The organism is Moorena bouillonii PNG (assembly GCF_001942495.1).
Lineage (GTDB): Bacteria > Cyanobacteriota > Cyanobacteriia > Cyanobacteriales > Coleofasciculaceae > Moorena > Moorena bouillonii.
In genome coordinates, this window is sequence record NZ_MKZS01000001.1 from 563,188 (window position 1) to 578,663 (window position 15,476).

General features: G+C 41.8%; 15 protein-coding genes and 2 pseudogenes. 10 read left to right on the forward strand and 7 right to left on the reverse strand.

The window, feature by feature from the left end:
• Nucleotides 1-87: 87 nt before the first annotated feature.
• The gene (locus BJP37_RS43195; RefSeq protein WP_269086935.1) at nucleotides 88-210 is read right to left on the reverse strand and encodes a hypothetical protein; all 123 of its coding nucleotides are present in this window, start codon (nucleotides 208-210) and stop codon (nucleotides 88-90) included.
• Nucleotides 211-488: 278 nt separating this feature from the next.
• Between BJP37_RS43195 and BJP37_RS38250 the strand changes: the two genes are divergently transcribed.
• The 3 genes from BJP37_RS38250 to BJP37_RS44500 all read left to right on the forward strand — a co-directional run bounded on the left by BJP37_RS38250 (nucleotide 489) and on the right by BJP37_RS44500 (nucleotide 1,385).
• On the forward strand, nucleotides 489-671 hold the full coding sequence (locus tag BJP37_RS38250; protein WP_075896191.1) for a hypothetical protein: 183 nt from the start codon (nucleotides 489-491) through the stop codon (nucleotides 669-671).
• A gap of 137 nt (nucleotides 672-808) precedes the next feature.
• Nucleotides 809-1,186, forward strand: a complete 378-nt coding sequence (locus BJP37_RS34120) for an ISAs1 family transposase (RefSeq protein WP_081431037.1) — start codon at nucleotides 809-811, stop codon at nucleotides 1,184-1,186.
• A complete protein-coding gene (locus BJP37_RS44500; RefSeq protein WP_143727436.1) occupies nucleotides 1,119-1,385 on the forward strand; it encodes an ISAs1 family transposase in 267 nt (88 codons plus the stop codon). Before BJP37_RS34120 ends, BJP37_RS44500 begins: the two co-directional genes overlap by 68 nt.
• 186 nt (nucleotides 1,386-1,571) lie before the next feature.
• On the opposite strand, the gene BJP37_RS02435 is transcribed toward BJP37_RS44500, so the two are convergent.
• The 3 genes from BJP37_RS02435 to BJP37_RS38255 all read right to left on the reverse strand — a co-directional run bounded on the left by BJP37_RS02435 (nucleotide 1,572) and on the right by BJP37_RS38255 (nucleotide 3,172).
• A complete protein-coding gene (locus BJP37_RS02435) occupies nucleotides 1,572-1,874 on the reverse strand; it encodes a hypothetical protein (RefSeq protein ID WP_075896193.1) in 303 nt (100 codons plus the stop codon).
• Nucleotides 1,875-2,183: 309 nt separating this feature from the next.
• Nucleotides 2,184-2,318 (reverse strand): hypothetical protein, encoded by a 135-nt coding sequence (locus BJP37_RS43200; protein WP_269086936.1) that lies wholly within the window; start codon nucleotides 2,316-2,318, stop codon nucleotides 2,184-2,186.
• 689 nt (nucleotides 2,319-3,007) lie between these two features.
• Nucleotides 3,008-3,172: a hypothetical protein gene (locus BJP37_RS38255; protein ID WP_158069366.1), complete on the reverse strand. Its 165-nt coding sequence runs from the start codon at nucleotides 3,170-3,172 to the stop codon at nucleotides 3,008-3,010.
• A 225-nt stretch (nucleotides 3,173-3,397) separates the two neighbouring features.
• Between BJP37_RS38255 and BJP37_RS02440 the strand changes: the two are divergent.
• From BJP37_RS02440 to BJP37_RS02455, 4 genes and pseudogenes are all read left to right on the forward strand, one after another.
• Nucleotides 3,398-3,577 (forward strand): annotated as a pseudogene (locus BJP37_RS02440) (MerR family transcriptional regulator); the annotation flags it as partial.
• Nucleotides 3,578-4,505: 928 nt separating this feature from the next.
• Nucleotides 4,506-4,856, forward strand: coding sequence for a hypothetical protein (locus BJP37_RS40635; protein ID WP_198953936.1), 351 nt, complete (start codon nucleotides 4,506-4,508; stop codon nucleotides 4,854-4,856).
• Between the two features lie 150 nt (nucleotides 4,857-5,006).
• Entirely contained in the window at nucleotides 5,007-5,393 is a 387-nt protein-coding gene (locus BJP37_RS40640; RefSeq protein WP_075896197.1) for a hypothetical protein, read from the forward strand.
• 244 nt (nucleotides 5,394-5,637) lie between these two features.
• Nucleotides 5,638-5,919, forward strand: a pseudogene (locus tag BJP37_RS02455) (DNA-binding protein); the annotation flags it as partial.
• Between the two features lie 169 nt (nucleotides 5,920-6,088).
• On the opposite strand, the gene BJP37_RS02460 reads toward BJP37_RS02455, so the two are convergent.
• Nucleotides 6,089-8,440, reverse strand: coding sequence for a hypothetical protein (locus tag BJP37_RS02460; protein WP_075896199.1), 2,352 nt, complete (start codon nucleotides 8,438-8,440; stop codon nucleotides 6,089-6,091).
• 1,003 nt (nucleotides 8,441-9,443) lie between these two features.
• On the opposite strand from BJP37_RS02460, the gene BJP37_RS02465 reads away from it, so the two are divergent.
• Nucleotides 9,444-9,680, forward strand: a complete 237-nt coding sequence (locus tag BJP37_RS02465) for a ribbon-helix-helix domain-containing protein (RefSeq protein WP_075896201.1) — start codon at nucleotides 9,444-9,446, stop codon at nucleotides 9,678-9,680.
• Nucleotides 9,681-9,901: 221 nt separating this feature from the next.
• Here the strand turns inward: BJP37_RS02465 and polA are convergent, their stop codons facing one another.
• Both polA and BJP37_RS35420 read right to left on the reverse strand, forming a co-directional pair.
• The gene (gene polA, locus BJP37_RS02470) at nucleotides 9,902-12,907 is read right to left on the reverse strand and encodes a DNA polymerase I (protein ID WP_075896203.1); all 3,006 of its coding nucleotides are present in this window, start codon (nucleotides 12,905-12,907) and stop codon (nucleotides 9,902-9,904) included.
• 307 nt (nucleotides 12,908-13,214) lie between these two features.
• Nucleotides 13,215-13,397 (reverse strand): hypothetical protein, encoded by a 183-nt coding sequence (locus BJP37_RS35420; protein ID WP_143727437.1) that lies wholly within the window; start codon nucleotides 13,395-13,397, stop codon nucleotides 13,215-13,217.
• A gap of 492 nt (nucleotides 13,398-13,889) precedes the next feature.
• On the opposite strand from BJP37_RS35420, the gene BJP37_RS02475 reads away from it, so the two are divergent.
• Both BJP37_RS02475 and BJP37_RS02485 read left to right on the forward strand, forming a co-directional pair.
• Nucleotides 13,890-14,066 carry an NblA/ycf18 family protein gene (locus BJP37_RS02475; protein ID WP_008178810.1) on the forward strand — a complete coding sequence of 59 codons (177 nt, stop codon included), beginning with the start codon at nucleotides 13,890-13,892 and terminating at the stop codon, nucleotides 14,064-14,066.
• 493 nt (nucleotides 14,067-14,559) lie between these two features.
• Complete coding sequence (locus tag BJP37_RS02485; protein WP_075896207.1) at nucleotides 14,560-15,438, forward strand: universal stress protein; 879 nt, start codon at nucleotides 14,560-14,562, stop codon at nucleotides 15,436-15,438.
• Nucleotides 15,439-15,476 lie beyond the last annotated feature (38 nt).

Sequence of the window (15,476 nt, forward strand, 5' to 3'; positions counted from 1 at the left end):
TAACTTTAGATCAGATTTACTTGACAAAAAGGCTGTAATACTTACTTGCTCTGAGATTGTAGACAATATTGGTTCAATCGTGCTCCACTAGCTAATATCGTCTCTCCTTCGGTTAATTGCCATGACTAAAGGATTTGCACCAGGGTAATGCTCAACACCAACATCCAGTTCGAGGCCATCTGCTCCTGTTAAAAGGGTCAAACGCACCATTATCGATGAACTGAAGAACTTAGATGACCCCAGAACAAAGCGTAAACCAGACCATCTGCTGGTAGATATTGTAGCGATTGGGATCAAGCGCCACTTTAGCTGGAGCAGATAATATGGTGGCGGTCGCTACCTAAGGCCCGTGAAGAATACGAGTGGTTAGCCACCTTGTCTTGATGCAAAGCGCGAGTGGGGGAAACCACGGCAGTTGCTCATGGGGGGAACCCCCAAGACCGCACTGCCTCCCCAAGACCGCGCTGCATCGCTTTTGGAGTTGCCAAATGGGATACCGTCTCACGATACGACGCTCGCGAGTGTTTGCCCTGATTGACCCAGAACAGTTTCATGACTTTTTCTTGCGCTGGATAGAGTATCTGACGGCTCAATTAGATATTAAGCTAATTCACATCGATGGTAAAACCGCTCGTGGCTCTTACGACCGTCAAAGCAAGCTCAAAGCCTGACCTAGTGTGAGTGCTTGGAGCAATGAGCATCATATGGTGTTGGCTCAACAGCAAGTGGATCACAACTCCAATGAGATTACCGCTATCCCTGAGTTGACTATTGCTATTGGACATCAACAGAACGACTATCACTATTGATGCCATGGGCACCCAAACCACCAAGGCCCACGCAAATCATCAAAGAGGGGGGTGACTATATTCTGGCACTCAAGGCTAACCAAAAGACGCTATATAAAAGAGTCAAAGCATTCTTCAAGGAAGCGGTTGCCTCTGGGTGGGAGGGTATTAACTATAGTTATTACGATGCAACTAATGCAGGCCATTACCGGATTGAATATCGTCAAGTGTGGGCGGTACCAATTAGCCAAGTACCCAATCTTGGAATTGCCAAGAAATGGACCCGATTGAAGACGATTGTCATGGTTCGACGCAAACGTACCCTTTGGAATGATCAAACAGACAATCCCTCCTACTACATGTTTCTGTTTGGATGCCGATGCTGCACTGATTGCTGATTCGATTCGCTCTCATTGGAGTATAGAGAATAGTCTGCACTGGGTCTTAGATGTGACCTTCAAAGAAGACCAAAGCCGCATACGCATCGGCCATGGCCCTGAGAATATGGCCTTGCTGCGACGATTATGCATCAACTTGAATCTTACGCCATCCATCAAAAGACAGTATCAAGACCAAACGCTTTCGAGCCGCTCTTAGCCATGATTTCCTGATTGATTTGCTCAGACTTGATCACGAATAGTCGGCAAATTTATCCGTATCCAACATCCATCAACTGATGGGTTACATTCTTTTGAGTTGACTGAGATTCTATGGCTCATAGAATCTATTTTAGACTACCATATTGTCATAAAAACAGTCACAAATACTACCGTTTAAGGTCATTTACTTTGGCGAGCACCTACCTGTCATTTGCCTTTTTTTGTCAAGTACGATTTCTACTAAATAGCTGCGATTACCCTGCCTATAGTGCTTTTCTACCATCCCTTGCTTAGGCAGATACTGCTTTTTGCCGTTGATATCAATACATAGATCGGCAGAAAACATATTACCAATTTGTTTGGGTAGATAGTCCTCTCCCAGAGCCATAACATTGGTCACTATATGTGAACCTTCATATCCAAAAGCATAAAAATGATTATCCAAAAAACGACCATTAATAAAGTCATTAATTCTATTCTTTGTCATTTCAGATATAACTCGATTTGGGGTAATATCCAGAAATTAAATTACTTGTTTAATCTTCTCTGTTACCGATGATGATAGATAATTTTCGTTGACAACCAGTTTTCCATAAAATATATCAAGCAAATCAATCAAGGTTTTGAATTCGCCATATTCACAAATGGGTTTTTCAACAATTATATTAGCGCTATTGTTGATTTATACAATAGTTTGAATTGTTTCAACGTGAAATTTAGTTGGGCAACAAATATCCCAAAAAAAAGGCTGTAGTTCTGCCGCTTGTTCAAAATAACATACCTTTATTCCTCTTTTTTATGCATCTTTTTGTTTAACCGGATCGGGATCAATAATCGCCACAGTCTCTATCCCAAGATCGCGTAATAGTTTCTCATGTAAGCTGGCTACATGGCCATCACCTACACGGACACAACTAAGTTTTTCAAACATTTGTAAAGTAAGGTAGTAGACTTTTTAGATAAGAGCTGATTTGTCAACAAAAAATAAAGAAGCTAATCTTCGGTTCTTGAGTACCTTTTGTGCTAAAGTCCCAGTTAAACAACTTATTATAACAGGGTAAGCGCCAGAAGGAATAAGCCTAGGATTATTCATAAAAATACCGCATTATTTTTATGAAATTAAATCTATTGCAAGTACATGTTTACGATAGTCTAGGATAGGGGTTTAACCCCACAATTAACCGATATCTGGCTAATGATTATTATGAGCCATTTTGTCTGCTGCTGACCCTGTATTTTATAAAGTAATTATTAAGAATCAATATGACGTAACCCAAGTCTGATCATGGCGGTATAAATCACAGGGCAAAGGCATCTAAATGCTATAAGCCTTAGTCAGAAGAGATTTCAAAATTAATAAGAATAAATACTTATCGGATGAATCTCATATGCAGTAAATATTTAAAAATAAGATGCGTTTACCTTGCTATAAATCAGCGCTTCACTGACTTGTGGTAGCAATTCATAGTCCGATGTTCGGATATTTCCTGGATGGCTCGTAAGGCAATTCCCGCGTTGCTTAGTTGGGTGAGTCTTGTCCTGCGGAAACGTAAGCATTCAGCCGTCAGCTATCAGCGAACAGCGATTAGCGCTACTTGAGGTGCTATCAGCTTATGGGCGTCACAGGCTAGAAGCCTGTGCCACGTTGAGGTGCTTTTGAATAAAATAAACTGACTGCTGACCGCTGACCGCTGATAGCTGAATGCGTAATTTACCCTTTACCGTGTCTTCCTGGGAATAGGTAGTCCGCTCATTTAGGGTGTAAGTTTTTCGAACATTTGTCAATAGGCTAACCAATACTACTCGGTTAACGATACTGCTAGCGAATCAGGGGTAAGAGCCCTCACCATATAGCACTACGCACTATGGTGTTTGACAAATTAATAAAAATTAAAATCGCTCAATCCCTTGATTACTAAGTTTTTTCTTTACTATTGCCTATTGCCTCTTGCCTCTTGCCTGGCGCGTAGCGCTATATCACTGCGCTCCTCTATTCTTTCAGCTCCATTAATATGGGGTTGGTGTACTGAAGCGGCATCTCTATTAGGAATTTCTTCTCGACGATTGCGCCAACTCCTAGAGAAGGGTCGGGTGCGGGGTGCCTATAAAAGCGGGAAATTCTGGATTATTCCTCTGTTTAAGCATTTGCCGCAAATTACTAAAGGTAATCGTGGACCAAAGGGGAAATGGCCTGACGGGGTGACAAACAGCCTTAAAAGCTTTACGGGGTGTGGGGTGTGGGGTGATGGGTGTAGCTTTCAAGGGTATGTTTTTTAGATTTGGGCATTCGCCTAGGTATTACTCAACAGAAATACATTTTGAAACCCAAACCCCAGGAAGGATTTGAGTATTCAATAAAAATCATTAAGTGACGAATTCTGCTTGATGGCTATCCCCTGACGGGGCGATGGCTGAGACACTTGCACCAACTTGAAAATTTGTTTTGGTAGGTAACTATTGACAAAAGAACTTCGGGTAGCGGTCACACAGAGCGACTGTTGGAGTACTGAAATTTATTTTCATCACGTTCGTTACCCGCGTTGTTTTGTACTGCTGCCACCATGACGTACCCGCGCCCGGCGCGGAGCAAATGACATTAAATAGTACTCAGAAACAGGGAATTTATCAAATGTGTTCCATAGTCAAATAATTATTGTATATTAAAGCCGGGTGACATCAATCACAGTGAACAAAAATCGTCCAATTACTTATCAACAATGGTTGCGGGTGGTCACCCTTAAAAATGCCTCATTTAAGCAAACCACAAGCAGTAGTATTAGGAATGTGGAGCTTTGCTATTGCGATGACTCATCCGCAGTGGTTTATCTACTGCGGTGGTGTTTTTGGGGGAAATTCTAGAGCAACCAGAAAACACAATTCGAGAAAGATTAAGGCAATGGTATAATAGTAAAGTCGATAAAAACGGAAGAAAGCGTAGAGAAATCCAGGTCGAACATAGCTTTGTTCCTTTGTTACGCGCTTATATTAAGTTGGTGGTCATCAGAGGAAAAAAGTTTAGTATTAGCTGCGGAGGCTTCCACATTGGTAGCGCGTTTTACTTTATTAGTTATTAGTGTGGTTTATCGAGGTTGTGGAATTCCTGTAGCGAGCGAAAATAGTGAGAGCAAACGAAAAAGGCAGTTGGAAACCCTACTGGCTCAAACTCTTAGATTCTCTTCAAGAGGGTGTTCCTTGGCCAAAAGGCCACGCTACGCGAACCGACTGGTTGGTGATTGTCACTACAGACAGAGGTTTATACGCTGATTGGTTCTACCAAGCGATTGAACAATTGGGTTGGCATCCATTTATGCGTATTAACCATCAGGGATATTATCAATCCTCACGCCTAGCAACAATTTGTTCCTCTTTCAGAATTAATTACTCAAGTGGGGCAATCTTGGAGTGGAAGCGATGCAGCGCCTTCACGCGGGGGTTTCCCCCACTCGCGCTTTGCATCAAGACAAGGTAACTTGTTTGAAAACCAACAGTCTGTCTTGCACTCTTTTAGCTCAATGGGATTCTGGCTATGCCGATCCTTGGCTAATCGTAACAGATTTGAGTCCTCAACAAGCACAGAGAAAGTTGGTATGGTATGCGCGGTTGGATTGAATGTCAATTCATGTACATCAAACGAGGTGGTAAAGGTAGTCATCACACTAAAATGAATGACCCTGGCCAAAAGGCCACGCTACGCGAACGACGAGCAGAACGTCTCTGGTTAGCCATTGCTGTTGCTACTTTATTTTTAGTCAGTATTGGTGGAGAGGCCGAGGCGAATTTGCCAGCAAGTAGCTTACCTCCTTTAGATGATGAAATGAGCTCCTCCGCTCAGACAAAGGAAAATCCGAGCATACCAGAAAAGCAAATTTTATTGCTAAAAACTAATCCTACTCGATTTTTAAGTTGTTTCAGACGAGGATTTTTAAGAATTTTGGCATCTGCGATTAAGGGCATGCCTTTACCTACAGGTAGATTTATTCCCGATTTTTCTCCTGCCCCTGGATGAATCTTAAAAACATACCCTTGAAAGGATGGGTGTAGGGGAAGATTTTGAGCTGGCGGAGTTGCGACGGGACGGTTAAATCAGGTTTCGGACTGATTGTTATCGCTGGGCTCACTCCAAATTACCTGTCTTGATGCAGTCGCTCATGGGGGAAACCCCCGCGTGAAGGCGCTGCATCGCTTCTATTTTACCCACCCCCCACACCCCACACCCCATACCCTGTCTAGTTTTTAGCCTTGTTGTCACCCCCTCAGGGAAATGGCGCACTAGTCGTCCCCCAGCTTTAGCTAAGATTAATGTCAATCGCAATCACATTGGCTCGAATATGAAGAAAAGCCCGGAAGACCGCAAGCCAGTGATTTCAGTAAAACGAAAGGGCACTAATCTTTACGGTAATGAAGTGGAAATCCTCGGTCCGTGTAAGATTGTGTATCAGCCGGATAATCCACTCGATTGTGGCGCTCGTTTGTGGATTGAAACCTTTAGTGATATCCACTTTGTTGGTGGGAGTTTTCCGGCTAGTAGCTGAGTCGGTCAAGGCTTTGCGATTATTCAAAATTACCTATTTGATTATTTGGCCTTGCATCAAGATATTGAAGTATGAAAGCGCGATCGCCTAGCCCGGTAGCTCAAACTAATGACTTGACTCAGCTAGCAGTATATTGTGGGAAAGTTATCACCAAAAATAGTTATAACTCTTACTTACAACCATTTCCTTCACAACTTTGATATCTATCAGGAATAGTGAATTCACCAGTAATTTCGGATTTGAGTGGAATCTTAACCATGTATGGCTTAGCGGAACCATACCTCTGAAGTAGATAACCGACAATCAAAACTCCTTTCTTGATTTCGGCCTTTTTACGCACATTCAACAGAGCCTCGAAACCATCTTCAGGGTATGTGATCAGTTTTAAAGCTTGATCGATTTTGTCAATAGCGCTATTAATTTTAGTTTTATATTCATCTGAGTCTCTTCCTCGCTCAAGAGCCTGAGATACAAGGTCCTCGGCTTCCTCGAATAACCTGTTGATCATATTAAAAGTTTTTGCATCATCAATTTCTGTTCGCCCAAAAGCAAAGTCATCGCATAATTCATTAACTAAAGAAGCTCTCCAAGTCCCCCTTCTTATTCCTGATTCAGGGTCTATTGATACTTCTATACGCAAATTTTTTAAAGTAAGATTTGCTCCTTGAACACCATGAACTGCAACAAACATATGGGGATTATAAACAAGATCATCGAATGTCGGTAATTCCCTTTTTTTTCCTACTGTTTGAATGACTATTGGCGTCTCTTCTAGTAGCTTTTTAATTGAATTTGTACTTATAAATCCAGTGTTTATTAGTTCTAATATCTTATCATTTATAGTTTGAGTCGATCTTGTGGCGATTGAGTCACGGTAATCGGAAGGAATTTTACTTTCATCCTCAATAAAGATAGTTATAAAGTCTTTTACTTGAAGCTGACCTTCCACTCCCATAAAGGCGTAATACATGTCTAGAACCCCTGGACTATCATCAACTAAACCATCTATACGAACTGGCAGATCAGTAAACACGTAGGGTCGTGTATCATAGTAAAATAATGTATAATATGTAGCTGTTCCAAGAAACTCTTGTAAGTTCTTCTCATGCGGATCGAACCAACGCCAAAAATTCTCGTTTTCCTTATTTAGAAATGTCAACAAAGGCCAAGCCTTACCATCTTCTGTTTTAAATGTACGAGTGGGAATAGCTGTATAGTCTGTGCCTGATTTACAAGTATCAAATTTTTTTCCTGGATCTGGAATCAAATCCTTGGAATAAATACCCAGAGCTCTCAAGCGAGTGCGCTCTTCAGGAGACAATAAGTTATTTGATTTTCCTAGTTTTATCTCTTTATTAGTGTCATTTTCAACTTTTAATATGTCACCAATATTGTTGTTTTGACAGTGGATAGTATACCACCATCGAGTGCCCTCATCACGATTACCAATTACCTTAACTCCCACATACTTCGCATTATCAGGAATATCGTCACTAATATCTTTTTCATGATGCCCTGACGTTGGTCCATCCTCAAAAACACGAGACCCCTCGTGAAAAATCTCCAGTCTATCCGGAATAGTAAAAAACTGATACTCCAAAGCGACTTTTGGGTTTGTACCTGGTGGGATCTTAAATAGATCAGTCCTAACTTCGCTCTTTCCATCGTATGTATGAGGCTTATTACATTGGACTGGAGCTTGACAACTAATTGCTTGTATGGTTTGATTTCTGCTATCGGGTAGTAGAGAGTCTGCTAATCCTTCTCTACCGAAAGTTCCAGCCCAGGCTAGCAGTCTTGCTTCATCAGAAGTACCTAGTTGTGCTAGGTTTAAGTTCTTTAAATTAGCATTATCCAGTGTTGCTTGTAAGCGCTGCTTGACATTGGATTCACATTTTTGTTTTCCTGTGTTCTTTAATGCTATATAATTTTCTGAGGGGTTAGCATTGGCTTGAGACAAGGTTATGGTTTCTATGGGTTTACCGGATGCACCATAAATAATAGCCTGACTATTGCTAAATTCAGCTTTAGTGCCATCAGCTAGAATAATTGCCTGCACTTTATTTTGGTCATCGTATTCAATTTTGAATTCAGATAACCGCTCTTTAATTTCTGATTCCTGTAGTGGGCTTTGTCCACCTACAACGGCTTTTGGTTTCGGAACTGAAACACCTTTAAAGGCAATCTCATAGATCCGAAATTCTTCTTCTGGTAAGTTTACCTGCATCCGTTGTTCTGCCCCTGTGGATGGAGAAACGATTAGCACTTCGTTATATCCGGCAGAATAGGGTGTCTGTTGAATAACACCATAATCTTTAGCCAGGGCTCCAAACAGTCGATCCACCAACTCTTCAATTGAACGGGGAATGCCATAGGGAATAATTTCATCTACTGCGTCATCAATCGTGTCATTTATCACGTCTTCGATTTCTTCATTAATTCCCCCAGGAAGTTTGGGAACTTTAATCTTTGGAATAAGATCGTCTAAACCAAAGGCCCAGGTGTAATTGGCTGAAAACACTATGGATAATGTGACTAAGGATGACCGAAAGATTAGCTTTGGGATTGAGAACTTGGTTCGGGATACTTGTGCCATGATCAGTGTGTAGGAATGGAACAATTATCTGAAGAGATATCTGATAGAGACGTTGAGCGTTATGATAAATCTTCTAGATATAGAGCACCTGGAAACTGAATCTGTAAATCACTGGAAGCGTTATTTGGCTGTTTAATAATTTAGTTGGACTGTAAAAAAGTCCAGTAGGGTGCGTGATAAGACGGGCTCCCTCTAATTTTATAGGTAGCCAGTATTGGGACAGTCCGTCCCGTAACGCACCACTGGATCAAACAGCATGGATTGAGATGCATCCCTTTTAGAGTGACCTGTAGACGATTACAGGATCTTGCACATTACGATTAGTAAGTGGCTCCCATCAACTTACTAATCGTGACAATTTGTAAACTGACTCAAGCATTGGATAATAAGGGTTGGATTGATTACAATCTCAAATCAAATTATCAATCAGATAGTTAATATAATATTTTCTACCTCGACTATATTAACTAGACATACAGTCAATGTAGGCGAAGCTTTGATGAAGTATTACTCAAGTTTTATTAATATTGAGTTAAGCAGGGCTTTCACATTTCATCCTAAAAGGGTGACAAGCATACTGTAACTCTTGTAAAATCTAGTAAGTAGATAGGTTAAATTATCCGTTAAATAGTGTTGGATTCACATTTGTGAAAACCTTTTGAATACAGGCTTCCAGCTTCATTATCGAATTATGAATTTTAAGCTTTATCTATGCCTACCTAGTCTATAATTTTGATAATCTACATTAAATGGATAATTTGCGGAGCATGCAAGGAAAATCTTTCTTAGGATTGCTTAGGATTGGCAGCTTAGTAGCTTTAATAGTTGGTAGCCAGGGGAGGATTAATGCTCAAGTGCCGTCACAGCTATTTTAATCTTGGTATAACCAAGGTATAATCAAGAATTAGGTCTTATTCCTAAAGTCACTATGAAAACTGAAATTTCACTTCCAGACTCAGTTTTTGAAGAGGCAGAAGCCCTTGCTCAACAGATGGGCTTGTCGCGTAGTGAACTCTACCTAAAAGCATTAAAAGCTTATCTTAAAAGGTACAATCGCAATCAAATTTTACAGAAGCTGAATGAAGTCTACTCTAAAGAGTCTTCTGAGCTAGATCCAGTGATGGCAAAGATACAATTCATGTCTCTAGCTCATGAGGAATGGTAATGTATCGTCCTAACGCTTACCACTAAGCTGATGAGTGCGATCGCACTATTGCTGGCGTTGCTGATTCTGAGTATGGTTTCGCCCCCCTAGCCCCCCAATTCTGGGGGGAAAAACTGTCAAAGTCCCCCAGAATTGGGGGATTTAGGGGGCTTTAATAAAACCAGATGATCGCGCATTCATTCCTTAATTCAGCAACCCCCTATTCCCTATTGCCTATTGCCTTATTTCGCTTCCATCCAATTTTCCCCAGCATGTATTTCCACAACCAAAGGAACAGTCAACTCAACTGCGGATTCCATAGTTTCCCGAATTTTTACCTGCAATTCTTCCCATTCATCAGGGGGAATTTCAAAGATTAATTCATCATGGACTTGTAATAGCAACCGCGCCTGATAGTTCTGTAACACTTGATACAGATTAACCATAGCAATTTTAATGATATCAGCGCTGGAGCCTTGGATTGGGGAATTAGCTGCTGCTCTTAATGACCCAGCATCATAGGGATTGATACCCTTAAGTTGATCGAGATCAATCTGATCAAGAGGCTTACCTTGCAGCCTTCTAAGACTGTTACCACCAAAGCTAAAGTAGCGACGGCGTCCGAGTATAGTTTCTACATAGCCTTGTGCGATCGCTTTTTTCTTGGTTTCCTCTAAATACGCAAACACTAGAGGATAGCGCTGGTTCAATCGATCAATAAATACTTTCCCTTGAGCTGCCGATACCTTAGCTTCCTGAGCAAACCGTTGTGCTCCCATGCCATAAATTACGCCAAAATTAATTATTTTACCCAAGCGCCGCTCTTCAGCAGTAATGTCTTCCTTTTCAAATAACATTTGCGCTGTCAAGGTATGGACATCCGCTTGAGTTTGGTAAGCTTCCACTAGCACTGGCTCTTGACTCAAGTGGGCTAGGATTCGTAGCTCAATTTGGGAATAGTCAGCAGATACCAACAGCCAACCGGATTCTGGAATAAAACCCTTCCGAATCTGGCGACTAAAATCAGTACGAATAGGAATATTTTGTAAATTAGGACTAGAGGAGGATAATCTACCAGTTGTGGTCACGGTCTGGTTGAAATCCGTATGTACTCGTTTAGTATCGGAACGCATCAGTGCTGGTAAAGCATCCACATAAGTAGATTTCAATTTCGATAAGCTACGGTACTCCAGAACAGCATCTATTACTGGATGGTCTCCTTGTAATTTAGCTAAGATAGTAGCATCGGTAGAGTAACCGGTTTTGGTTTTACGAGACTTCCTACGATCTAACCCTAGTTTCTCAAACAGTAACTGACTCAGCTGTTTAGGGGAACCTAAATTAAATTCTTGTCCAGCATCTTGATAGGCTTGCTGTTTAATCGCCACTAAATCCTTTTCCAGCTGTTGAGAGAACTGTTCCAGATAATCCTTATCAATACTAATCCCCTGGTATTCCATCTCAGCTAATACTGGTTCGAGGGGTTGCTCTACCTCTAGCAACAATTGCTGCAAAGCTGGAATTTTCGCCAATTCTTCTCGTAATTTAGAAACTATTCCGAAGGTGGTATAAGCATCCATCCCACAGTAATTAGCTACCGTGGGAATGTCTAAATCTCCGATAGTTTTCCCTTTTGGAACTAAGTCATCATAACTTTTTGCTTCTATTCCTAAATAGTGCAGCCCTAAGTCACTAAGTTTATGGCTAGTTTCGGGATTGAGTACATAACTAGCTAGCATCGTATCGAATACCACTCCTGCTAGCTGAATCCCGTTACAACGGAAGACTAGTCGGTCAAATTTCGTATTTTGTAAGACTTTGGGATAATCTGAGCTTTCTAAAATTGGACGTAGGGATTCTAAGACCATATCCTGGTCTAAATTAGTCCCATCTTTATGACCGATAGGAATATAAGCAACATCAGTTAGTTCTTTTCCCCAACAACAGCCAATCCCCACCAACTGAGCATCCCGTGGTTCCAAATCACTGGTTTCTGTATCCCAAGCCACAGGATTTCCAGCATCGGTATAGTATTTTAGCTGTTCAACTAATTGATTGAGCTTGTCTACAGTATCGATAATTTGTGGTTGAATCGAACCAGTATTAGACCCTTGCTGTTGAAACTCTTCCGTTTCCGCTGCACTGAAAAAGGAAATACCCTGATCTTCTTGAGTATCAGTATTGCTATCAGTATCCCTATCAGTATTATTATTCGTATCACTATCAGTATCATTTGGGGCATCAGTTTGGATATCCTCTAGCACTACGCCACCAAAGCGCTGCTGTAGTTTATCTATTTGACTGATAAATGACTTTAACTCTAATTTCTCCAATAGCGGTTTGAGCACTTGAGGATCGAATCCTTGGAGCTGACACTGGTCTAAATCAATATCGATAGGAGTATCAAATCGCAATTGAACCAAATAGCGAGCATGCTCAGCATCTAACTTACCGACTTCCAGCTTTTTCTTAACCGCACCCTTAATACTATCAAGGGAAGCATAAATATTATCCAGGGTTTGGTATTCTTTGAGTAACTTAACTGCAGTCTTTGCTCCGATGCCCTTAACTCCAGGAATATTATCGGATGGATCCCCACAGAGGGCTTTATAATCGACGACTTGAGAGGGTAAGACTCCCAATTTTGCTTCTACTTCTTCTAAGCCATATTCCGTTGGTCCAACTGTAGCACCCCCTCTAGCAAAGGCACCACTGAGATATAAAACGGTAATTCCTTTATCTGGAGCAACGAGTTGAAATAAATCGCGGTCGCCAGATACAACTTTGACACGATAGCCTTGATCAATAGCTTGGTGAGCTAAAGTTGCCAATACATCATCAGCTTCATAACCAGGAGAGGTTATTACTGGGATTCTTAACCCTTCCAGTAACTGCTGGAGATTCTTGATATCTGGGAGGAAATCTTCTGGTGTTTCGGTGCGATTGGCTTTATAAGTAGCATCGGCTTGTTGGCGAAAGGTGGCTTCTTTGGTATCGAAAGCAATTGCGATCGCATTCGGGTTTTCTGACTCCATTACCTCTAGCAAAGATTTAATGAAGCCAAAACAGACACTGGTCGGAATTCCAGTTTTAGTCCGTAATCCACCCTGACGACTTTTGGCAAAAGCAAAATAGGAGCGAAAAGCCAGAGAATGACCATCAATTAGGATCAGTAGGGGGGATGTTGCCATTGGGTCATCATCAGGGAGTGAGGGAGAGTTGTCAGAAGAAGTAGTAGATCTAGGCATAGCCCTATTGTAGCGGTATTGTAGGGATTGCTTGTTTGTTGCCAGCTAGGGAATTCCGGATTAAGTGAGGCTGAGCAGGTAATTAAGAAGGATGAATGCTTAACTGTCTAGTAGGCTCTAAGTCAACTAGCTAATCTTAAGTTAACTATATTTAATTAACTACTATTCCGTTATGGTGCTAGTTGGATCTGACACCATGGGAACGCGCCCCGCGTGACCTAAGGTCAATCGCGTAGCGTCGCCCAAAGGCCAATCCCATCGAGGCGGCTCACTTAACTATGATTGTATATGCAATATAGTTAACTAACTATATTGCCGTTGTGGTACTGGTTGTACTAATTCGGCGTTGCCTCAGTCTTTGAATGAATAGGAGTAGAGTGGGCATCCTGCCCGCCCGAAAATAAGCATGAAACTGGCAAGATGCCAGTTCTACGCAAGATGCCAGTTCCACGCCTGATGGCCATTCCACAAATAAGCATGAAACTGGCAAGATGCCAGTTCCACGCCTGATGCCGATTCCACGGCAAGATGCCTATTCTACAGGTGCGACCCAAGGCCGCGAGGGATTGTTCGCGGCCTTGGAGGCGCGCACCTATTGTGTTTTATCGAATTGTGTTTTATCGAGTATAAGAAACAGTTATAGCACTATGCATTCAGATGTTTGACATTCATAAACTCCGAAACGTGAGTCTAGCTGACTTCTGACTTCTGACTTCTGACTTCTGACTTATAACTTTCGCGTAGCGCTATATACCGAATTAGACAGCATCAATTCTAGCCAGGGAACTTGCTAGAAATAGTCTAGGTCATATATAACCTCAGAATGGATCAAATCCTGGTCATTTTGTCAAATACTTGTTACGATTCTTCATTAAAGGTCAGATAGGTTAACGGTTGATACATTTACCGATACCTAGCCTGATCTAAACTAGGGCTGCTCTAGCCAGCCAAAACCCATGATTAGTTTTTAAGGAGCTCAACTATGTCTAAACCAGTAGAACTTTCCCTGGAGCAAAAATTTAACCTGCGGTCCTTTGAATCTCAGGTCCAGAAAATGAGCCGTGAGCAAGCTCAGGAATTCCTAATCAAACTCTATGAGCAAATGATGATGCGTGAAACAATGTACAAAGAAGTCCTAAAACACGAGTGGGGATTATAGCTAAAGCCCTAGTCTGATTGTTATTCGCCTTAATTGAGTCGCGACCTCCTTCTCTTGCTCAATTCCGTAGGTAGGAAAGGAGCTGGGGATGCTGGGGCGTAAACTCGAATTATATTAAGATTTAATTAAAATTAAAATTGATTGATTCAACTTATTGTTAACTATTATTATCAGGCTAAGTATTATAACCGCAGGCTTGCTTAAAGGTAAGCATATGCGCTACGCGCACGCTACGCGAACAGCGGTCAGCGGTCAGCCGTCAGTAGAGGTAACAGAGATTAAACGAATGCTTACCTGTTTGATTGAAAAGCTGATAGCTGATAGCTGATAGCTGATAGCTGATAGCTAACGGATTGGCAATAACCCAATTCAGTCTAGGCAAGTCAGGATCATTAGTTGATAAATTTGTATAAATTAATGCAAAACTATCCACAGTAATTGTAAAGTGTTCTAGTCTCAAAGAAACTCTAAGAAAAAGCCATCCTCCCTGCATATGTTTCAGCATTGCCTAATCTGCACCGATTTCTCTGACGGTTTATATCGGCTAGTAGAGTTTGTCCCCAGTTTAGCGGCTGGTGGGATCAAGAAAATAATCTTCTGCCACTTTGTTCCGCTTTGGGAAGAGGGAGAAATACCTCGCATTGATGAAGAAGGAATAGAACAAGCTCGCCGCCGCTTTGAAAACGGTTTGACCAATATACCTGAAGGGGTAGAGGTTCACATCGAAGTGACCTCAGGTCGTCCTAGTGACAGTATTCCTAAAATCGCCAAACGTTACCATGCTGATGTCATACTGATTGGCACGCCAGTGCGCAGCTTATTACAAGAAAAGCTTTTCGGTAGCACTACAGCAACCTTGAGCAAGGAATGTAGTACACCATTGCTAATGCTGCGACCACAACTGATTTCAGCTTACACCTGCGAAGAACTCGATCTACGCTGCCAACATCTATTCCGGTATTTGCTAATTCCCTATGACGGCACTACAGCGTCTCAATCTGTCGTGGAAAGGGTCAAAGAGTATGCTAAACAAGCACCAGATGACTCACTAAAGCAGTGTATGCTGTTGTGGGTAGTCAGTGAAGGGGGGCGCAAAGAATTATCTAAAGAGCCTCAGTTACAAAAAGCTCAAGACAAGCTAGAACCAGTAAAAGCAGAGTTAGAACAGCTGGGCTTACAGGTCAATACGGACGTGCGAGTGGGCAATCCCCGTGAAGAGATTTTAGACACAGCCTTAGAATATGATATTACTGCGATCGCAATCTCTTCCGATCACAAAGGGAAATTCTTAGATTGGTCAGTGCGTAGCTTAGCGGGTGATTTAATGCGCAGCAGCTGGCACCCTGTTCTATTCTTGCCACCGCGAAGCTAGGAATCGAGAGTCTGGGGTTTTCTCGGGGCTTCTAATAA